This window comes from Flavimobilis soli, assembly GCF_002564025.1.
Lineage (GTDB): Bacteria > Actinomycetota > Actinomycetes > Actinomycetales > Cellulomonadaceae > Flavimobilis > Flavimobilis soli.
This window is the reverse complement of record NZ_PDJH01000001.1, coordinates 1,801,435-1,821,489: the sequence shown is the minus strand read 5'-3', so window position 1 is coordinate 1,821,489 and position 20,055 is coordinate 1,801,435. Positions and strand designations below refer to the sequence as shown.

Annotated in this window: 18 protein-coding genes; 6 read left to right on the top strand and 12 right to left on the bottom strand. The window is 70.4% G+C overall.

Annotated features, from left to right (window positions below; translation table 11 throughout):
• Positions 1-102: 102 nt before the first annotated feature.
• The 6 genes from ATL41_RS08285 to ATL41_RS08260 all read right to left on the bottom strand — a co-directional run bounded on the left by ATL41_RS08285 (position 103) and on the right by ATL41_RS08260 (position 6,274).
• A complete protein-coding gene (locus ATL41_RS08285; protein ID WP_098458053.1) occupies positions 103-636 on the bottom strand; it encodes a methylated-DNA--[protein]-cysteine S-methyltransferase in 534 nt (177 codons plus the stop codon).
• The gene (locus ATL41_RS08280) at positions 633-2,267 is read right to left on the bottom strand and encodes an AlkA N-terminal domain-containing protein (RefSeq protein WP_098459002.1); all 1,635 of its coding nucleotides are present in this window, start codon (positions 2,265-2,267) and stop codon (positions 633-635) included. The genes ATL41_RS08285 and ATL41_RS08280 overlap by 4 nt, the downstream gene beginning before the upstream one ends.
• Positions 2,268-2,391: 124 nt before the next feature.
• On the bottom strand, positions 2,392-3,147 hold the full coding sequence (locus tag ATL41_RS08275) for an iron ABC transporter ATP-binding protein (protein WP_098458052.1): 756 nt from the start codon (positions 3,145-3,147) through the stop codon (positions 2,392-2,394).
• Entirely contained in the window at positions 3,144-4,238 is a 1,095-nt protein-coding gene (locus ATL41_RS08270) for an iron chelate uptake ABC transporter family permease subunit (RefSeq protein WP_245854704.1), read from the bottom strand. Before ATL41_RS08270 ends, ATL41_RS08275 begins: the two co-directional genes overlap by 4 nt.
• Positions 4,231-5,238, bottom strand: coding sequence for an ABC transporter permease (locus ATL41_RS08265; protein ID WP_098458051.1), 1,008 nt, complete (start codon positions 5,236-5,238; stop codon positions 4,231-4,233). Before ATL41_RS08265 ends, ATL41_RS08270 begins: the two co-directional genes overlap by 8 nt.
• 49 nt (positions 5,239-5,287) lie before the next feature.
• Positions 5,288-6,274, bottom strand: a complete 987-nt coding sequence (locus ATL41_RS08260) for a siderophore ABC transporter substrate-binding protein (RefSeq protein ID WP_098458050.1) — start codon at positions 6,272-6,274, stop codon at positions 5,288-5,290.
• Between the two features lie 250 nt (positions 6,275-6,524).
• Here ATL41_RS08260 and ATL41_RS08255 point away from each other — a divergent pair, with 250 nt between their 5' ends.
• On the top strand, positions 6,525-7,748 hold the full coding sequence (locus ATL41_RS08255; RefSeq protein WP_098458049.1) for an MFS transporter: 1,224 nt from the start codon (positions 6,525-6,527) through the stop codon (positions 7,746-7,748).
• A 231-nt stretch (positions 7,749-7,979) separates the two neighbouring features.
• Positions 7,980-9,068: a magnesium and cobalt transport protein CorA gene (locus ATL41_RS08250; RefSeq protein WP_098458048.1), complete on the top strand. Its 1,089-nt coding sequence runs from the start codon at positions 7,980-7,982 to the stop codon at positions 9,066-9,068.
• Positions 9,069-9,089: 21 nt separating this feature from the next.
• Here the strand turns inward: ATL41_RS08250 and dnaB are convergent, their stop codons facing one another.
• A complete protein-coding gene (gene dnaB / locus ATL41_RS08245) occupies positions 9,090-10,454 on the bottom strand; it encodes a replicative DNA helicase (RefSeq protein ID WP_098458047.1) in 1,365 nt (454 codons plus the stop codon).
• A 325-nt stretch (positions 10,455-10,779) separates the two neighbouring features.
• On the opposite strand from dnaB, the gene ATL41_RS08240 reads away from it, so the two are divergent.
• The gene (locus ATL41_RS08240; protein ID WP_098458046.1) at positions 10,780-12,120 is read left to right on the top strand and encodes an MATE family efflux transporter; all 1,341 of its coding nucleotides are present in this window, start codon (positions 10,780-10,782) and stop codon (positions 12,118-12,120) included.
• Between the two features lie 203 nt (positions 12,121-12,323).
• On the opposite strand, the gene rplI is transcribed toward ATL41_RS08240, so the two are convergent.
• The 5 genes from rplI to ATL41_RS08215 form a co-directional block, all read right to left on the bottom strand.
• The gene (gene rplI, locus ATL41_RS08235) at positions 12,324-12,773 is read right to left on the bottom strand and encodes a 50S ribosomal protein L9 (protein WP_098458045.1); all 450 of its coding nucleotides are present in this window, start codon (positions 12,771-12,773) and stop codon (positions 12,324-12,326) included.
• Positions 12,774-12,801: 28 nt separating this feature from the next.
• Complete coding sequence (rpsR, locus tag ATL41_RS08230; protein WP_098458044.1) at positions 12,802-13,038, bottom strand: 30S ribosomal protein S18; 237 nt, start codon at positions 13,036-13,038, stop codon at positions 12,802-12,804.
• Positions 13,039-13,121: 83 nt separating this feature from the next.
• The gene (locus tag ATL41_RS08225) at positions 13,122-13,619 is read right to left on the bottom strand and encodes a single-stranded DNA-binding protein (RefSeq protein ID WP_098458043.1); all 498 of its coding nucleotides are present in this window, start codon (positions 13,617-13,619) and stop codon (positions 13,122-13,124) included.
• A 70-nt stretch (positions 13,620-13,689) separates the two neighbouring features.
• Positions 13,690-14,046, bottom strand: a complete 357-nt coding sequence (rpsF, locus tag ATL41_RS08220) for a 30S ribosomal protein S6 (RefSeq protein WP_098458042.1) — start codon at positions 14,044-14,046, stop codon at positions 13,690-13,692.
• Positions 14,047-14,274: 228 nt separating this feature from the next.
• On the bottom strand, positions 14,275-16,635 hold the full coding sequence (locus ATL41_RS08215; RefSeq protein WP_098458041.1) for a penicillin-binding protein: 2,361 nt from the start codon (positions 16,633-16,635) through the stop codon (positions 14,275-14,277).
• A 243-nt stretch (positions 16,636-16,878) separates the two neighbouring features.
• Here ATL41_RS08215 and ATL41_RS08210 point away from each other — a divergent pair, with 243 nt between their 5' ends.
• From ATL41_RS08210 to ATL41_RS08200, 3 genes are all read left to right on the top strand, one after another.
• Positions 16,879-17,547 (top strand): PadR family transcriptional regulator, encoded by a 669-nt coding sequence (locus tag ATL41_RS08210; protein ID WP_098458040.1) that lies wholly within the window; start codon positions 16,879-16,881, stop codon positions 17,545-17,547.
• Positions 17,544-18,638: an inositol-3-phosphate synthase gene (locus tag ATL41_RS08205; RefSeq protein ID WP_098458039.1), complete on the top strand. Its 1,095-nt coding sequence runs from the start codon at positions 17,544-17,546 to the stop codon at positions 18,636-18,638. The genes ATL41_RS08210 and ATL41_RS08205 overlap by 4 nt, the downstream gene beginning before the upstream one ends.
• Before the next feature lie 86 nt (positions 18,639-18,724).
• On the top strand, positions 18,725-20,035 hold the full coding sequence (locus ATL41_RS08200; protein ID WP_098458038.1) for an MFS transporter: 1,311 nt from the start codon (positions 18,725-18,727) through the stop codon (positions 20,033-20,035).
• Positions 20,036-20,055 lie beyond the last annotated feature (20 nt).

Below are 20,055 nucleotides of genomic sequence, written 5' to 3'. Positions count from 1 at the left end.
CGACCCTACCGCGCGAGCGCGCGCCGCCCCTCGCGGTCTGCGTCCGCGTCCCCCATCCCTTGTCCGGTCGGTGTGCCCGGCAGGCGTCGAGCGGTGCGGGCATCAGCCCGCGGCACCCCGCGCCTCCCGGTCGAGCAGGCTCCGCTTGATCGGCAGGCCGTAGCGGAAGCCGCCGAGGCTGCCGTCGGTCCGCACGATGCGGTGGCAGGGCACGAACAGGGCGGCGGCGTTCATCGCGCAGGCGCCGGCGGCGGCGCGGACGGCGAGGGGGCGTCCGGCGCGCGCGGCGTACTGCGTGTACGTGATCGCCTCACCCGGCGCGACGGCGCGCAGTGCGTCCCACGCGTGCATCCGGAACTCGCCGGACGCCTGTCGCACGGGCACGCGTGCGGGCGCGTCGAGGTCGCCCTCGTAGTAGGCGGAGACTGCCGCGACGACGTCGGCGACGCGGCCGTCCGTCGTCGGGACCGGCTCGACGGCGGCCGGCCGCAGGGTCGGGTGGACGAGCGCGACGAGGTCAGCGATCCCGTCGGTCCAACCTGAGGCGAGGACCGCGCCGTCGCGCACGAGCGCGGTGAACGGCCCGTCGGGGGTGGCGAGCGTGGTGGCGGTGGCGGGCGCAACGGTGGCGGTCATGACGGGTCCTTCCGGGTTGCGGAGCTCGTGGTCGCGGCGTGCTGCGTGGCAGCGCGCCAGAGGTGCACGACGGCGTACGAGCGCCACGGCGCCCACTGTTCGCTGCGCTCGACGAGCGCACGGTGCGCGGCGGCGACGCTGACGCCGCCGTCGAGGAAGCCGACGGCGCGTGCCCCGGCGACGAGCGCGACGTCCCGCGGGAGCCACACGTCGGGGTCGCCGAGGACGCGCATGACGATGTACGACGCCGTCCAGTCGCCGATGCGCGGCCGCGTGAGCAGGTCGGCGTGCAGAGTCTCGGCGTCGGCGCCGACGTGGACGGCGAGCTCGCCCTCCACGAGTGCGCGGGCGGTCGCGAGGACGGCGCGGACGGCGTCGGCGGGCAGGCGCAACGGGCGGTCGGGGTCGAGTGTCTCGCCCGGGACGGGCTCGGGGACGCTCGCGACGATCTGTGCGGCGGTCGGGAAGAGCGTCGTGAGGCCGTCGATGCTCGACGCGTACGGGGTGCCGACGGCGGCGGCGAGCCGGCTGAGGTGGGTGCGTGCGGCGGCTACGGAGATCTGCTGGCCGACGATCGCGCGGACCACGAGCTCGTGCGGGTCGACGGCGCCGGGCACGCGGATCCCGGGAGTCGCCGCGACGAGCGGGGCGAGGTCGAGGTCTGCGCCGAGCGCGGTGTCGACGGCGACCGGGTCGGCGTCGAGGTCGAGCATGCGGCGCACGCGCGCGACGGCGGGGGCGACGTCCGCGAGCGCGGTCAGCTCGAGACGTGCGGCCAGGCGCCAGCCGGCCGGTCCGCGCACGGCGCGGACCTCGACCGCGCCGGGGCCGTGCGGGAGGGTGAGGGTGCGTGCGTAGGTGAGGGCGTCGTCGTCGGCGACGTCCGCCGTCTCGACGCCCGCGACCGCACGCGCCGCGAGGAAGCGGAAGGTGCCGACGGCGTCGAACGGTTCGCGGACGGGCAGCTCGACGTCGAGGCGCACGTGGGGGTCCACGCTCCCCGGGGCGTGGGGCGTGACCGGGCGGCGCGCGCGGGCGCGCAGCTCGGTGGGGCTGACGTCGAACACCGCGCGGACGGTGTCGTTGAACTGCCGCACAGAACCGAAGCCGGCGGCGAAGGCGACCTGCGTGAGCGGGAGGTCCGTGCCGACGAGGAGTGCCCGCGCGGACTGCGCCCGCCGGGCGCGGGCGAGGGGCAGCGGCCCCGCGCCGAGCTCGGAGACGAGGACGCGCTGCACGTGCCGCGGCGTGTAGCCGAGGCGGGCGGCGAGGCCGTCGACGCCGTCGCGGTCGACGACGCCGTCGGCCACGAGCCGCATCGCTCGTGCGGCGAGGTCGCGGCGCAGGTCCCACTCGGGGGTCCCGGGCGTGGCCTCGGGCAGGCAGCGCTTGCACGCGCGGAAGCCTGCCTCCTGAGCTGCGGCGGACGTGAGGTAGAAGCGGACGTTCTCGGGTCGCGGCGTCCGGGCGGGGCAGGACGGGCGGCAGTAGATGCCGGTCGACGTAACGGCGGTGAAGAACTGCCCGTCGAAGCGCACGTCACGGGCGTCGATCGCGCGGTAGCGCTCGAGGAAGTGCGGGTCCTCGAGGCTCGTGCGGCCTGGCGTGCGGGGCGCCTGGGTGATGCTCATGGCCTCAGTCCACCACGTCAGCACGACGGCGTCTGGCGGGTTTCGGACACGAGCGTCGAGCAGGTGGGGGTTCCTGAGCGCGCCGGGGTCACGGCGCGCGGCGGGATACCGGCGTCGGGCGACTTCAGCAGTAGCAGGCGACAGGGCCGTGCGGTCCGTCGACCACGGCGACCGGCGTCTCGAAGATCCGCGTGAGCACGTCGTCGCGCATGATCTCAGCCGGCGGTCCTTGTTCGACGACGACACCGTCCTTGAGCGCGAGCATGTGGTCGGAGTACCGGGCGGCGAAGTTCACGTCGTGCAGGACGACGACGATCGTCCTGCCGAGCGTGTCGGCAGCGCGACGCAGGTGGGTCATCATCGCCACGGCGTGCCGCATGTCGAGGTTGTTGAGCGGCTCGTCGAGGAGGACGTACGGCGTCTCCTGAGCGAGGACCATCGCCACGTAGGCGCGTTGCCGCTGGCCGCCGGACAGCTCGTCGAGGTGACGCCGCTCGAGGTCGCGGAGGTCGAGGAAGTCGATCGCGTCGCTGATCACCTGCTCGTCCTCGGTGGTGAGCCGGCCTGACGAGTGCGGGAACCTCCCCAGGCCGACGAGCTGACGGACGGTGAGCCGCGTGACGAAGTGGTTCTCCTGCCGCAGGACGGAGACGACGCGCGCGAGCTTCTTCGACGGCGTGCGCGTCACGTCGTGCCCTGCGATCGTGACGGTCCCGGCGTCGAGGCCGAGGAGCCGGCCGACCATGGTCAGGAGCGTCGATTTGCCGGCGCCGTTGGGACCGATGAGTGCGGTGACGCCCCCCTCGGGGATCGTGACGTCGAGGGGTCCGATGCGGACGTCTGTCGCGTAGTCCTTGCGGACGTTGTCGAGGGTGATCACAGGCGGCCCTTTCGCAGCAGGACGACGAGGAAGACGGTGCCGCCGACGAGCTCGACGATGATCGAGACCGCGCCCTGGGCGGCGAACACGTGCTTGAGCACGACGTAGGCGCCGGTGAGCGTGACGAAGGCGGTGAGGGCGGCGACGGGCATGACGTGTCGGTGGCTGAACGTCCCGACGGCCTGGTAGGCGAGGGTTGCCGCGAGGAAGCCGAGGAACGTCATGGGACCGACGAGCGCGGTCGAGACGGCGACGAGGACCGCGACGAGCGTCAGGACGATGCGGCTCTCGCGCTTCTGCTCGACGCCGAGCGCGGTCGCGACGGCAGGCCCGAGCGCGAGGACGTCGAGGCGGCGGGCGCGCGCGAGGAGGAGAGCACCCGCCGTGAGGGCGAGCGGGACGACGACGGGCAGGTAGGACGCGTCGGCGTTGGCGACGGACCCGAACATGCGGGCGGTGAGCACGTCGAACTCGGACGGGGTGAGGAGGCGCTGCATGAAGCTGGAGACGGAGCGCAGCCCGGTGCCGATGACGACCCCGACGAGCAGCATGACGTGCAGGTTCGCGAGGCGTCCGGAGAGGAGCCAGCTGAACAGGCCGACCGCGAGCGCGACCATGACCGCGATCTGGAGAAGAAGCTGCGGCACACCCTGGAGGGCGACGACGCCGGTGATGCCGAGGAGGTACACGGCTCCGGTCTGCACGGTGACGTAGAGCGCCTCGACGCCGAGGATCGCCGGCGTGACGATGCGGTTGCCCGTGACGGTGTGGAACGCGACGGTGGCGAGGCCCTGGCAGAGGGCGACGACGGCGATGACGGCGATGCTCGCTGCTCGCCGCTGGGTGACGAGCGCGTGTCCGGTGGTGCCGGGGCGGCCTGGGTTGTCGAGGAGCAGGTACCCGACGGTGAGTGCGACGGCGACGACGACGAGCCCGGTGACGAGCGCGGCGTAGCGGCGTGCGGCGCGCGGGGTCGCGAACGCTCCTGCGCTGCGCGGTGCGGCGTCGCCGGGCGGCTCGACCGCGGGTGCGGACAGGACGGTCCGGTCGCTGCCGCGTGCGTTCTCGGGGCGCGTGACGAGGTCAGCCACGGCGCCTCCCCCGCAGGATCATGGCGATGAAGACGACGGCGCCGACGATGCCGAGGACGAGGGAGACGGGCACCTCGAACGGCGCGATGACGATCCGGCCGACGAGGTCGCACGCGGTGACGAGCCCGACGCCGAGGACGCAGACCCACGGCAGGTTGGAGCGCAGGTCGTCGCCGCGCAGGAGCGCGACGACGTTGGGCACGACGAGCCCGACGAACGGCAGGTTGCCGACGACGACCGTGACGACTCCCGTGGCCACAGCGACGAGCGCTGCCCCGAGGAGCACGACCCGCTCGTAGGAGACGCCGACGTTGGTCGCGACGTCCTTGCCGAGGCCGGCGACGGTGAACCTGTCGGCGACCACGACGATCACGGCGACGACGCCCGCGACGATCCACAGCGGCTCGTACTGGCCTCGGAACACCGAGGTGAACGATCCGGCGAACCACACGGAGAGGTTCTGCAGGGTGTCGGTCGCGAGCGCCAGGTAGCTCGAGACGGCTCCGACGACGGCGCCGAGCATGATGCCGACGATCGGCACGACGAGCGAGCTGGTGAGCGTGAGCCTGCGCAGGATCAGGAAGAAGATCATCGTCCCGACGAAGGACGTGACGATGGCGACGCCCATGCGGGTCGCGATGGTCGCGGTGGGCGCCACGATGGTCACGGCGAGCAGCCCGAGGCCTGCCCACTCGGTCGTCCCGGTGGTGGTCGGTTCGACGAAGCGGTTCTGCGTGAGCATCTGCATGACGAGCCCGGAGACCGCCATGGCCGCACCGGCGAGCACGAGCGCGGCGGTGCGCGGGACGCGGGTCAAGGCGAACATCCATGCGCCGTCGTCGGCTCCGACGACGTCGTAGGCCCCGGTGAGCAGAGAGGCGACGAGGAGAATCGCCGTGAGTGCGACCGCGACCGTGAGGCCGAGCGCACCCGGACGCCGCCGCGCGGGGGTCGCGGCGGCGTCGGGCGGGCCCGCGGTGCGGGCGAGGGTGGTGCTCATGAGACGTCTCCCACGGGTGCGCGGCACGGCGGCCGCGCACCCGTGCGGGTCAGGACGCGGCTTCGAAAGCGTCGGCGAGCGTGTTGAGGTACTCGGTGTAGGTCTGGATGCCTTCGTTGGTGTACGTGTCGGCGGGCATGTAGACGAGCTGCTTCTGGGCGACGGCGGTGACCTTGCTCAGGGGTGCAGAGGCTTCGAGGACCTCGGCGGCCGGGCTGTAGGCGGGGTCGTCGGCCGCGATCGCGGCGTCGCGGTCCATGACGAGGATCCAGTCCGGGTTGGAGTCGGCGATCGCTTCGACGGAGATGTCGTCGCCCTGGTGGTCGTCGGTCGCGCCCTCGACCTCGAGGGCCGGGGTCAGGCCGAGGAGGTCGAAGAGGGGGCCTAGCGTGCGGCCGACCTTGGGAGCGATGTATCCGATCTCGCCGCCGGACGTGGTGACGGCCATGACGGTCTGGCTGGGGTCGTAGGCCGCCTTGACGCGTGCGACGGCGGCGTCGAGGTCGTCGGCGAGCTTCTTGGCCTCGGCCTGCTTGCCGAAGACCTCGCCGAGGACGGTGACCTGGCGCTTGAGCTCGGCGTCAAGGGGCTGGCCCTCACGTGGGTCGAGCTCGAGGACGACCGCGTCGGGCGCGAGCTTGGCGATGTCGTCGTGGAACTGCGTGAACCGCTGTCCGTTGACGACGAGCTGGGGCTCGACGGCGACGAGCGCCTCGAGGTCGGGCTCGTTGTGGTTGCCGAGGTCGATGATCGAGTCGTCCTTCTTGTACCCGATGGTCGAGGGCATGAGCGCGACGGCGGCGGCGCTGAGCTCGACGCCCCACGACTCGAGCGTCTCGAACGTGCGGTTGTCCGTCGCGACGACGGAGGTCAGCGGGAGGGAGATGGTCTGCGAACCGTTGTTGTCCTCCACGGTGACGGATGACGTAGAGGGCTTGGTCGTCTCGTTCGCGGAGCTCTGGCTGGTGGCGCAACCCGTGAGCGTGAGGGCGGCAACGGCGATCGCCGCGAGGGCGCGGGGACGGGCGCGTGACATGAGTGTCTCCTCCTGAGGAATGATCATGGTAGGTAAGCCATACCTCAGTACGGCCACGAAAAGGAAGGTTAGCCTTACCTGTGCGGCGTGGCTAGTCGCGGGCGCAGCCGTGAGACGGGACGGACCGCGCCAACCGCCCGCTTGACCCCCGTCAAATCGATTCGACCCGGGTCGGAGGCGCTGGTTACGCTCCTCCTTGACGCGGCCTCGAGTGAGACCGCGTACCCCCGTGCGAAAGGCAGGACCCGCTGTGTATGCGGCCCTTCTCTCGATCATCTACGTCGCCTTCGTGAGCCTCGGTCTCCCCGACTCGCTCGTCGGTGCCGGCTGGCCCGTCATGCACAAGGACCTCGGGGTGCCGCTCGCGTTCGCGGGCATCGTCACTATGGTCATCGCGAGCGGCACGATCCTCTCGAGCCTCGCGTCCGACCGTCTGACCCGCCGGTTCGGAGCGGGCCTGGTGACCGCGACGAGCGTGGGCATGACGGCTGCTGCGCTCATCGGGTTCTCGCTGTCCGACCAGTTCTGGATGATCTGCCTGTGGGCGATCCCCTACGGCCTGGGCGCTGGCGCGGTCGACGCGGCGCTCAACAACTACGTCGCCCTGCACTACGCGGCGCGTCACATGAACTGGCTCCACAGCTTCTGGGGCGTGGGCGCGTCGATCAGCCCGTTCATCATGAGCTACGCGCTCACGTCCGGGCAGGGATGGTCGGGTGCCTACCGCACGGTCGGGCTGATCCAGGTCGTCCTCACGGTCGCGCTCGTCGCGACGCTCCCGCTCTGGCGTCGTGTCGACACGCTACGGGCGCCCGACGCTGCCGACGTCCCGCCTGAGCCGCAGGCCGACGACGCAGCGCCGCTCTCCCTCGCCCGTGCGCTGCGCATCCCGGGGGTTGCGCCCGTGCTCGTCGCTTTCTTCGCGTACTGCGCGCTCGAGACGACGGCGATGGTGTGGGCGTCGACGTACCTCGTGACGGAGCGCGCCGTCGACCCCGCAACGGCTGCCGCGTTCGCGTCGCTGTTCCTGCTCGGCGTGACCGGCGGACGGTTCCTCGCAGGCTTCGTCGCGGACCGCATCGGGGACCGCCTCCTCATCCGCTGGGGCTTCACGACGGTCGGGCTCGGCACGGTCATGGTGCTGCTCCCCCTCGGTACCGACGTCGTCGCGCTGGCCGGGCTCGTCATCGCGGGCCTCGGTTGCGCGCCGATCTACCCGGCGATCATCCACTCGACGCCCGCGAACTTCGGCCGCGAGAACTCGCAGGCGATCATCGGCGTCCAGATGGCGGCCGCGTATGTCGGGTCGACCCTCGCGCCGCCCCTGTTCGGCCTGCTCTCGAGCGGCGTCGGCACCTGGACCTTCCCCGTCTTCCTCACGGCGCTCGCCGTCCTGGGTCTCGTCATGTCGCAGCGGCTCAACGCCGTCGTCGACCAGCACCGCCGGCCCGAGGCCACGCGCGCGACCGCCTGACGTCGCCGCACCTCACCTGATCCCGAGGCGCCGCAGCCGAGGCCGGACGAGCCGGAGGGGAGCCATGAGCTTCAGTCACCCGCGCGGGATCCGCGGCGGCGCGATGCCGCGCTTCACGAAGTACGAGGAGAAGACGGACCGCGCCATCCCGGTGGTCCGGCTGCGGCGCCGCGGCTGATCGGCGGGCAGCGGCTGACTAGGCTCGAAGGGACCACCTCCCGAGGAGAGCACATGCCTGCGAGATTCACCCGTCACGACCGTTCGCGGCGTCTCCTCGACCTCGTAGCACGGCACGACGCAGCCCCTGCCGAACCGCGCCTCCCGGCGTTGCGCGTGTCCCGGCTGCGCGACGGGCAGGTTCTCGAGTCCCAGACGGTTGGCGTCGAAGCATCCGACGACGCGGCTGAGGCAGCGTTCGCGACAGCGGCGACCGAGCGGGACACGCTGGTGGTCCTGGAGTACGACATGCCCACGGCGGAGCAGGTCGCTCACCTTGGCCAGGCGTGGGACCTGCACCCGCTGGTGGTGGAGGACCTGCTCAAGGCGGGTCAGCGACCCAAGCTCGAGCGTTACGGAGACGTGCTGTTCGTGGTGGCGCGCCTCGCGTCGTACGACGACCCCACCGAGGATGTGCAGGTCACCGAGTTCCACCTGCTGCTGCGCGACAACACGGTCGTCATCCTGTGCCAGGCGCGCGACGGCGAGTCTGTGGGGGATGTCCAACGGCTGGCGCGCGATCCCGCCGTGCTTCGCCTGGGCGCAGAGTCGATCGTCCACTCCTTCCTCAACACCGCCGTCGACGGGTATGTCCAGGTCGTCGCAGACCTCGAGGTGGACCGGGAGGCGATCGAGCGGCAGGTCTTCGACGGCGACGACGCGGTCGCCGAGCGCATCTACCGACTCACGCGCGAGATCATCGACCTGCAGCACGCGGCCGTCCCCCTCATGGACGTCGTCGAGGCCCTGCAGGCGGGGTCCGGCCACCTCGAGATCCACCCGGGTCTGCATGCGTACCTGCAGGACGTTCTCGACAACTTGACGCGGGTCACTGGTGCGATCGCCGAGCTGCGTGAGGCGCTCACGCAGATCCTCAACGTCAACGCGACTCTCGTCAACCAGCGGCAGAACGAGAACATGAAGAAGATCTCGGGGTGGGCCGCCATCCTCTTCGCGCCGACTCTCGTCGGCGCGATCTACGGCATGAACTTCGACCACATGCCCGAGCTCCACTGGGCTCTCGGGTATCCCATGGCGCTGGGGCTCATGGTCGCCCTCGGTGTGAGCCTGTGGCTGCTCTTCCACCGCAACCGCTGGATGTAGGTCAGCGCCTCGCCAGTGCGCTCACGCCTGCATGTCGACGAAGCGTGAGTAGTGCCCCTGGAACGCGACGGTGATCGTGTCCGTGGGGCCGTTACGGTGCTTGGCGACGATCACGTCGGCCTCGCCCGCGCGCGGGGACTCCTTCTCGTAGGCGTCCTCACGGTGCAGCAGGATGACCATGTCGGCGTCCTGCTCGATCGACCCAGATTCGCGAAGGTCGCTCATCGCGGGCTTCTTGTCGGTGCGCTGCTCCGGGCCACGGTTCAGCTGCGAGAGCGCGATGACCGGGACCTCGAGCTCCTTGGCGAGCAGCTTGAGCGCACGCGAGAACTCTGAGACCTCTTGCTGGCGCGACTCGACGCGCTTGCCGGAGCTCATGAGCTGCAGGTAGTCGATGACGACGAGCTTGAGGTCGTGACGCTGCTTGAGCCGGCGGCACTTCGCGCGGATCTCCATGAGCGACATGTTCGGCGAGTCGTCGATGAAGAGCGGCGCCTCGGAGATCTTGCCCATGGTGTTCGCGAGCTTCTGCCAGTCGTCGTCACCGAGCGAGCCGTTGCGCAGCTTCTGCAGGTGGATGCGCGCCTCGGCCGCGAGCAGACGCATCGTGATCTCGTTGCGCCCCATCTCGAGCGAGAACACGCACGTCGTCGCGTTGTGCCGGATCGCCGCCGACCGCGCGATGTCGATCGCGAACGTCGACTTACCCATCGCGGGTCGGGCCGCGATGACGATCATCTGGCCCGGGTGCAGACCGTTGGTGAGGCGGTCGAGGTCCGCGAAGCCTGTCGGCACGCCGACCATGCCCTCACCACGGTGACCGGCAGCCTCGATCTCGTCGACCGTGCCACCGAGCACCTCGCCGAGCACGACGTAGTCCTCGCTCGCTCGTGTTTCCGTGACCGAGTAGACCTCGGCCTGGGCGTTGTTGACGATCTCGTCGACGTCGCCGCCGTCGGCGGCGTAGCCGAGCTGGACGATGCGCGTGCCGGCCTCGACGAGGCGGCGCAGGATCGCACGCTCGCGCACGATGCGGGCGTAGTACCCGGCGTTCGCGGCCGTCGGCACGGATGAGATGAGCTCGTGGAGGTAGGGGGCGCCACCCACCCGACCGGCCTCGCCGCGCTTCGTCAGCTCCGCGAGGACGGTGATCGCGTCAGCGGGCTCGCCGCGGCCGTAGAGGTCGAGGATCGCGTCGTAGATCGTCTCGTGAGCGGGACGGTAGAAGTCGTTGCTGCGCAGCTGCTCGATGACGTCAGCGATCGCGTCCTTGGAGATGAGCATGCCGCCGAGGACGGACTGCTCGGCCGCGACGTCCTGCGGCGGGGTCCGGTCGAATCCGCCCGAGGACGGACGTCCGAACTGCTCGAGCTCTTCGACCGACATGGGACTCCTCAATCATCGTGCTCGCCGCGCCGTGGGGGCTCTGCCCACCCACGGACTTTCTACCTCCCACCTCTGACATGCGCCGCGCGGTGGGAGGGCGTCGAGAAGAGGGTGGGGTCCAGCGCAGCGTACGCTCCGGGGAGTGTGGGGTCGAATGCCCCGTCCACCGAGTTATCCACAGCCCTGGACAGTGCTGTGGGAATCGCAGGACAGGCCGTGCACAGACTGTGGACAGAGCCGGGGATAACATGGTGGCGAGCGTTAACACCGGCGAGTTTTCCGCAGGATTCCAACGATCCGGCCTGTGGACAGAAGATTGGTTTCCATGCGTCCACAGGGTGAGTCACCCAGGGGTCAGTCCCTGGACCGGCAGATCGTCTCGCTCGCGCTCCCCGCTCTCGGCGCACTCGTCGCCGAGCCGCTCTTCGTCCTCGTGGACTCGGCCGTCGTCGGCCGCCTGGGCACCTCGGAGCTGGCGGGGCTGTCGCTCGCCTCGACCCTCCTGATGACCGTCGTCGGGCTGTGCATCTTCCTCGCCTACGCCACGACGGCCGCCGTCGCCCGCCGCACGGGCGCCGGCAAGCGAGCCGAAGCCCTGCAGGCCGGCATCGACGGCCTGTGGCTCGCCGTCGCCCTCGGCACGGCCCTCGCCGTCGCGCTCCTGGCCGCAGCCCCCTGGGCCGTCAGCGTCCTCGGGGCCGACGGCCACGTCGCCACGCACGCCGTCTCCTACCTGCGCTGGTCTGCGCCCGGCCTGCCGGGCATGCTGCTCGTCCTCGCCGCGACAGGCGTGCTGCGCGGCCTGCGGGACACACGCACTCCCCTATGGGTCGCCGCCGGCGGCGCGCTCCTCAACGCGATCCTCTCGGTCACGCTCGTGCACCTCGTCGGTATGGGCATCGCCGGTTCCGGCCTCGGCACAACCGTCGCCCAGCTCGCCATGGCCGTGGTCCTCGGCGCCGTCGTCGTCCGCGGCGCACGTCGCGCCGGCGCCTCACTGCGCCCGCACCGTGCAGGCATCTGGGCGCAGGCCCTCCAGGGCCTGCCGCTGTTCGTGCGCACCCTGTCCTTGCGCCTCGCGATCCTCCTGACCGTCTACGTCGCGACGGGCCTCGGCGCGCTCACGCTCGCCGGGCACCAGGTCGTCAACGCGATGTGGGGCCTGACGGCGTTCGCCCTCGACGCCCTCGCGATCGCCGCCCAGGCGCTCGTCGGGACCGCGCTCGGCGCGGGTGACGTCGCGCGCACGCGCGCCGTGCTGCGCCGCTGCCTGCAGTGGGGAGTCCTCGGCGGTGCGGCGCTCGGCGTCGTCGTCGCGGCCCTCGGGCCGCTCCTCGCGCCTCTCTTCACGTCCGACGCCGCAGTGCAGGACGCCGTCGTCGCCGGCCTGGTCGTCGCGGGCGTGCTCATGCCGCTCGGCGGCTGGGTCTTCGTCCTCGACGGCGTGCTCATCGGCGCGGGCGACGGCCGCTACCTCGCGTGGGCGGGCATCCTCACGCTCGTCGTCTACGCGCCTTGCGCCCTCGCCGTGCGCGCCCTCGCGCCCGGCGGCGCGGCCGGCATGGTCTGGCTGTGGGTCGGGTTCGCGGGCGTCTTCATGCTCGCCCGCGCGCTCACGACGGGCCTGCGCGCCCGCTCGACCGCCTGGATGGTCACGGGCGCCTGACCAACAGCCTCGATCCACATGAGCCGTGCGCCCAGGCGATCTGCCGTGCCCACCAACCGGGAGCAGGCGACCGATCGCCTTCCTGCACAAGTGAGATGTGCAGGAGGGCGATCCGTCGGGCGGGAGAGGACTAGCCCGGCGCCGGACAAAGCACGAGGCCCGGCTCCCCCGCAGGGGAACCGGGCCTCGTCAGGACGACACCGTCAGCCGGCGACGACCTTGAGCTTGATGTTCGCCGACACCTCAGGGTGCAGGCGGACGGAGACCGTGTAGTCACCGGTCGACTTGATCGGCTGACCGATCTCGACCTTGCGACGGTCGATCTTCTGCGCGACGGACGCCTCGACGGCCGCGGCGATGTCCGCGGTCGTCACGGCGCCGAACAGACGGCCGCTCTTGCCGGACTTCGCCTTGACGACCACAGCCTTCGACTGCAGCGAGTCGCGGATCGCACGGGCGTCCTCGAGCGACGCGATCTCACGGGCCTTGCGCGCCTTGCGGATCGCGTTGACCTCGGACTCGGCGCCCTTGGACCAGGCCGTGGCCAGGCCGCGGGGGACCAGGTAGTTACGCGCGTAACCGTCCTTGACGGTAACGACGTCGCCAGGCTCACCGAGACCGGTGACCTCGTGGGTGAGGATCAGCTTTGCCATGTTCTTCTGCCTTTCTGTCTCAGCGCGCTCAGCGAGCCGAGGAGGAGTAGGGCAGCAGGGCCATCTCGCGCGCGTTCTTGACGGCACGGGCGATCTGACGCTGCTCCTGGACGGAGACGCCGGTGACGCGACGCGCACGGATCTTTCCGCGGTCGGAGATGAACTTGCGCAGCAGCGCGGTGTCCTTGTAGTCGACGACCTCGATCTTCGCGGTCTTCAGCGGGTTGGACTTCTTCTTGGGCTTGCGAACAACGGCCTTGGCCATCGTGTGCTCCTTGTCAGGTGCTCTGCCCCGCTCGCCTCCCGTGAGGAAGGACGGGGCTCGTCTTGTCTAGGTTCCGGTGCGGATCAGAACGGGGGCTCGTCGGAGAAACCGCCCGAGCCGGCCGCCGGGCCGGAGGTGGCCCAGGGGTCGTTCTGCTGGTACCCGCCACCGGAGGGGGCACCGCCGCCGCTGAAGCCGCCGCCACCGCCACCCGAGCGCTGGGCTCGGGTGACCTTGGCGGAGGCGTAGCGCAGGGAAGGACCGATCTCGTCCACCTGCAGCTCGACGACGGTGCGCTTCTCGCCCTCGCGGGTCTCGTACGAACGCTGCACGAGGCGGCCCTGGACGATCACGCGGGTGCCCTTGGTGAGGGACTCGGCGACGTTCTCAGCGGCCTCGCGCCAGATCGAGCAGCGCATGAACAGCGTGTCGCCGTCCACGAACTCGTTCTTCTGGCGGTCGAAGGTGCGCGGGGTGGACGCCACCGTGAAGTTGGCGACCGCGGCACCGGACGGGGTGAACCGCAGCTCCGGGTCAGCGGTGAGGTTGCCGATCACGGTGATGATGGTCTCGCCAGCCATGCCTGCTCCTTCGAGTTTCGTAACGGTCCGTCAGGCGATCGCCCGACGGCGCGGGGGTGAGGTGTCGACGTCAGGAAGCGTCGGCAGCAACCTCGGCCGGAGCCTCGTCGGCAGCGGCGACGGCCGCGACCTTGGACTCCTCGCGGCGCAGGACCTTGGTGCGCAGGACGACCTCGTTGAGGCCGAGCTGGCGGTCGAGCTCCTTGGCGGTGGCCGGGGTGGCGGTGAAGTCGATCACCGCGTAGATGCCCTCGGACTTCTTGTTGATGTCGTAGGCAAGACGACGGCGGCCCCAGATGTCGACCTTGTCGACGGACCCGCCCTCGGTCGTGACGACCTTGAGGTACTTGTCGAGCGACGGGGCGACGGTGCGCTCCTCGATCTCGGGGTCAAGGATGATCATCAGCTCGTACAGACGCATGCTCATACCCACCTCCTATGGACTCAGTGCGGCCACGGGACTTCCGTGACAGGAGGGTTGTGCGTCGCTGCGTTGTTCCCGGGCCTCGTCTCGATGGCGAGCGTCACCAGGGCACAGCAAGATGCCAGCGTACCGGGTGGAGCACCTGCGGACCAAGCCTGTGGACTGACGTCACAGCCCGGGCACGACGACGGCGGCGCACCTGCGTCGTGCAGGTGCGCCGCCGTCGTGGTGTCAGTCCTCCTCGCGGGACTGCTGCGCGGGCTCGGTGGTCGGCGCAGCGGGCGGGGTCGGGTCCGCGGGCGGGGGCGTCGTCGGGTCCGGCTTGGCCGGCGGGCCGCTCGACACGACGAGCACGATGCTCGACTTCACCGGCACCTGCGTGCCCTCGCCCGGCTGCACCGCGACCACGGTGCCCTTGGGCTGCTCGCTCTCCTGGTAGCTGATGACGGGCTCGAGCCCGGCGTCGCGCAGAGCCTTGCGCGCCGAGGCCTCGTCGGCGCCGACGAGGCCGCCCGGGACGGTCGCGTTGTCCGGCTCCTGCGTCGGCTCGTTGGTCGGCTTCTCCGTCGGCTCCTTCGTCGGCTCCTCGGTCTCCGTCGCCGTCGGCGTCTGGGTCGGGGTGCTCTTGACCACGGGCTTCGTGCGCTCGGGGAACTCCATCACCGGCTCGCCGTCGAGGGCGGCGGTCATGTAGTCCGTCCACACGTCGAGCGGCGCGGAACCGCCGGTGATCTCCGTGTAGCCACGGAAGGGCTTGATCCGGTCTGCCTTGATCCCGTCCTCGCCGATCTGGTACATCGCGACGGCGGTGACGAGCTGCGGCGTGTAGCCGACGAACCACGCGGAGCGGTTCGAGTTCGAGGTTCCGGTCTTGCCGGCGACGGGGCGGTCGAGCGCCTTCGCCGTCTGGCCGGAGCCCTTCTCGACGACCTGCGTCAGGGCGTACGTGGTGTCCGCCATGATGTCCGCGTCGAACGCGCGCTTCGGGACGCTGCCGCCCTCGTAGACCTGGTCGCCGTTGAGCTCGGAGATCGACTGGACGAGATAGGGCTCCGTACGCATGCCCTCCGCCGCGAACGTCGAGTACGCGGCAGCCATGTCGAGAGCGCGGACCGAGGAGACACCGAGGACGTTGGAGGCGACGTCGAGGCTGTCGGTCTCCGACGGGATGCCGGCACGGAGCGCGACGTCGCGGGTCGCCTCGGGGCCGAGCTGGAGGTTGAGGTCGACGTACGCCGTGTTGACCGACTGCTCCGTCGCCTTGAGGAGCGAGATCCAGCCCCAGTTCCCGTTCGCGAAGTTGCCGACGGGGTCCTTGATGCCCTCGAACTTGCGCATGTTCGAGCCGTTGAGACGGTAGTCGAGCGTCTTGCCGGCCTCGAGCGCGGCGACGAGCGTGAACGGCTTGAAGGTCGAGCCGGCCTGCGCCTTGTCCTGCGTCACCCGGTTGCGCTGGACCTTGACGTAGTCCTTGCCGCCGTACATCGCGCGGATGGCGCCGCTCGTCGGGTCGACCGACACGACCGCCGTCTGCATCCGCTTCGAGGAGCCCTCGAAGAGCTCCTTCTTCTTCATCGTCGCCTGGACGGCCTTCTGGTCGTCGACGTCGATCGTCGTGACGACCTTGAAGCCTGCGGTGTCGAGCTCCTCGGTCGTGAACGGCGTCTTCTTGACGATCTCCTTGCGGACCTCGTCGAGGATGTAGCCCTTGGGGCCCGAGAGCGTGTTGCTCTGCTTGAACTCCTTGGTCTCGGGGAACTCGAGCGTCGTGCGTTCGGCCGGGTCGAGGGTGCCGAGGAGGACCATGCCGTCGAGCACGTAGTTCCAGCGCTCCTTCGCCTTCTCCGGGTCGAAGCGCGGGTCCCACTTCGTGGGGCTCGGGATGATGCCGGCGATCAGCGCGGCCTGCGAGACGTCGAGGTCCTTCGCGTCGATGCCGAAGTAGGCGCGCGCCGCCGTCTGGATGCCGTTGGTGCCGCGGCCGAAGTAGATGGTGTTGATGTAGTTGGCGAGGATCTCGTCCTTGTCCTCCTTCTGCGCGAGCTTGACTGCGAGGAGGGCCTCCTTGAACTTGCCCACGTAGTCCGAGGTGGTTCCGGAGGTGTAGTAGCGCTCGGCGTACTGCTGCGTGATCGTCGAGCCACCCTGGCGGGTGCCGTGGCGGAGGTTGGTCCAGAACGCACGGGCCATGCCGGGCACGGAGATGCCGGCGTTCTCGTAGAAGGAGCGGTCCTCGGCGGCGACGATCGCGTCGCGGACGACCTGCGGGATCTCCTCGGCGGGGATGAGCTCACGGTTCGCCTCGTCGACGAAGCGGCCCATGACGGTCTTGCCGTCCGAGTAGTAGACGGTCGTCGTCTGGCTGACCGCGATGCTCGCCGGCTCGGGGATGGTCGTGGTCGCGTATGCGGTGACGACGACGCCGACGACGACGGCGAGCACGAACAGGAAGCTGCCGAGGAGGAAGCGCCAGGACGGCAGCCAGCGGCGCACGGACCCCTTGCCCGCACGCGGATAGTTGACGAACCTGCGCTTGGCCGGACGAGCCGCCGTGCGGCTCGTGGTGGCGCTGCGCTTCGTGGATGAACCCACGACACACCCTTCTGCTGACTGGACGACGACTTGAACCCTAAGCCGCTCATCGGCGGCATCTGGGAATCAAGCATGCTTCAGCCCAGTGTTTTCGCTCGCCGGACCCGAGGCCTGTGCGGAAACTTCACAGTTGCGCGCGCTGGCGGGGGGTCCGGTGCTTGCATGTCCGGGTCGACGGTCCTAGCCTGGCGATGTATCGATCCGATACATCGACATCAGACATGAGCGGGATGGGGGCAGGTCGTGCGTGCACGTTCCGAGGTCCTCGAGACCGCCATCCTCGGCCTCCTCAACGAAGCCCCGATGCACGGGTACGAGCTGCGCAAGCGGCTCAACGTCCTGCTCGGCTCGTTCCGGGCGCTGTCGTACGGGTCTCTGTACCCGTGCCTGAAGTCGATGCAGGCACGTGGGCTGATCGCTGGCACGGAGGGTTCGGGCGCACCGCCGCACGCGCTCTCGGGCAAGCGGGCACGCATCGCGTACGAGCTCACTGCCGAGGGCAAGGAGCGCCTCCAGACCGTCCTCGCGTCGTCGGGGCCTTCGGCCTGGGAGGACGAGAGCTTCGACGTCCGGTTCGCCTTCTTCGGGCAGACCGACGCCGAAACTCGCCTGCGCATCCTCGAGGGGCGGCGGACCCGCCTCGCCGAGAGGCTCGAGAACGTCCGGGAGGGTGCGGCTCGCACCCGGGAGAGGCTCGACGAGTACACGCTCGAGCTTCAGCGGCACGGTCTCGAGCAGGTCGAGCACGAGGTTCGCTGGCTCGACGAGCTCATCGACACCGAGCGTGGCCGTGGCCGCGCCCGTGCCAGATCGACGGCCCCGGGGCGTTCGACGCGCACCGTAGCCGCCACCAACGAAACAACCGCCGAGGACGACAAGCGTCCCGGCACTGACCACAAGGAGCGAGGATGACCTCCATCCGCGTCGGGATCGTCGGCGTCGGCAACTGTGCCGCGTCGCTGGTCCAGGGTGTGCACTACTACCGCAACACCCCCGCTGACTCGACCGTGCCCGGACTCATGCACGTCAAGATGGGCGACTACCACATCTCGGACATCGAGTTCGTCGCGGCGTTCGACGTCGACGCGAAGAAGGTCGGCTTCGACCTGTCCGAGGCGATCGTCGCGTCCGAGAACAACACCATCAAGATCGCTGACGTCCCGCCGCTCGGCGTGACCGTCCAGCGTGGTGTCACGAACGACGGACTCGGCAAGTACTACTCCGAGACCATCGAGGAGTCGACGGCGGAGCCCGTCGACGTCGTCCAGGCGCTCAAGGACGCGAAGGTCGACGTCCTGATCTGCTACCTGCCCGTCGGTTCCGAGGTCGCGGCCAAGTACTACGCGCAGTGCGCGATCGACGCGGGCGTCGCGTTCGTCAACGCCCTCCCGGTCTTCATCGCGTCCGACCCCGAGTGGGCCGCGAAGTTCGAGGCTGCTGGTGTCCCGATCGTCGGCGACGACATCAAGTCGCAGGTCGGCGCGACCATCACGCACCGCGTGCTCGCCCGTCTCTTCGAGGACCGCGGCGTCATCCTGGACCGCACGTACCAGCTGAACGTCGGCGGCAACATGGACTTCAAGAACATGCTCGAGCGTGAGCGCCTGGAGTCCAAGAAGCTGTCGAAGACGCAGGCCGTGACGTCGAACCTCCACGACGGCCCCCTCGCGGGCAAGAAGGAGGACCGCAACGTCCACATCGGCCCGTCGGACTACGTCGCCTGGCTCGACGACCGCAAGTGGGCGTACGTCCGCCTCGAGGGTCGCGCGTTCGGTGAGGTTCCCCTGAACCTCGAGTACAAGCTCGAGGTCTGGGACTCCCCCAACTCGGCCGGCATCATCATCGACGCGCTCCGCGCGGCGAAGATCGCCAAGGACCGTGGCATCGGTGGCCCGATCCTCTCGGCTGCGACCTACTTCATGAAGTCCCCGCCCGTGCAGATGGAGGACCAGGAGGGCCGTGCGGCTCTCGAGGCCTTCATCGCTGGCACGCGCGAGCGCTGACCACAGCTCGGCTTCACGGATGCACCGTTCGTCGCGACACGCGACGGGCGGTGCATCCGCGCTTTCCGGGCACCTAGGGTGAGGCGATGATCGTCGTCCAGGACCTACGCCGCCTCGTGCGCCTGCCCGGGTTCCGGCGCCTGTTCACGGTGCGGCTCGTGAGCCAGTGCTCGGACGGCATGTTCCAGATCGGACTCGCGACGCTGTTCTTCTTCTCGCCCGAGCGGGCGAGCTCCGCGGGCCAGGTCGCGGTCGCCTTCGGGGTCCTGCTCGCGCCGTTCACGATCGTCGGGCCGTGGGCCGGGGTGTTCCTCGACCGGTGGCGACGGCGCCAGGTGCTGCTCGTCGGCAACTCGCTGCGCGCGGTCGTCGCGCTCGTGATCGTCGCGCTCATGGTCACGACCCCGCCCGACGACGAGCTGGGCGTCGCAGTCTACCTGCTGGCCCTCGTGAACCTCTCGGTCAACCGGTTCCTGCTCGCGGCGCTGTCGGCCGGTCTGCCGCGCGTCGTCGACGGACCGCAGCTGCTCACGGCGAACTCCCTGCTGCCGACGCTCGGCGCGGTCGCCGCGGGCGTGGGCGGGGGCGTCGGCCTGGCTCTCGGTCTCGTCCTCCCTGCAGGACGCGCGCAGGACGCCGGAGCCGTCACGGTCGCCGCGGTGCTCATGGTCGTCGCGGCCGCGGCCGCCCTGCGCCTGGGGCCCGACAGTCTCGGGCCCGACGACGCGGCGTCGGCTCCTCCGTTCCGCCGCGCCGTGGCGCGGCTCGCCGTGTCGCTCGCCGACGGCGCGACGTACCTCGCGCGGCGCGGCACCCCGGGACAGGCGCTCGTCGTCATGGCGGTGCACCGGTTCCTCTTCGGGACGACGCTCGTCGCCGCGATCCTCGTCAGCCGCAACCTGCTCGCCGACCCTGCCGACGCCGACGCCGGACTCGCGACATTCGCGGCCATCTCCGCTGCGACCGCTCTCGGCTTCGGGCTCGCCGTCGTGCTGACCCCCGCGCTGTCGCCCTACACCGGGACGCACGGCTGGATCGTGGCGTGCCTCGTGCTCGGCGCCGTCGCGCAGGCCCTGCTCGCGGTCGACGTCTCGCGGTGGACGATGCTCGTCGCGGGCGCGGCGCTCGGGCTGTCCTCGCAGGGCGCGAAGATCGCCGTCGACACGATCGTGCAGCGCGACACCTCCGACGCGTTCCTCGGGCGCGCGTTCTCGCTCTACGACGTCCTCTACAACTCCGCGCTGCTCGGCGCGGCCGCGCTCGCCGCGGTCGCCCTCCCGGACACAGGCGCGTCGCGCGCGCTCTTCCTGACGCTCACGGTCGTGTACCTCGCGACCGCAGGCGTCTACGGGCTCCGGGGCGCGCGGGCCCCCCGCGACGTCGCCGCCGCACGCTGAGCCGGGCAGGGCGTCTGCGG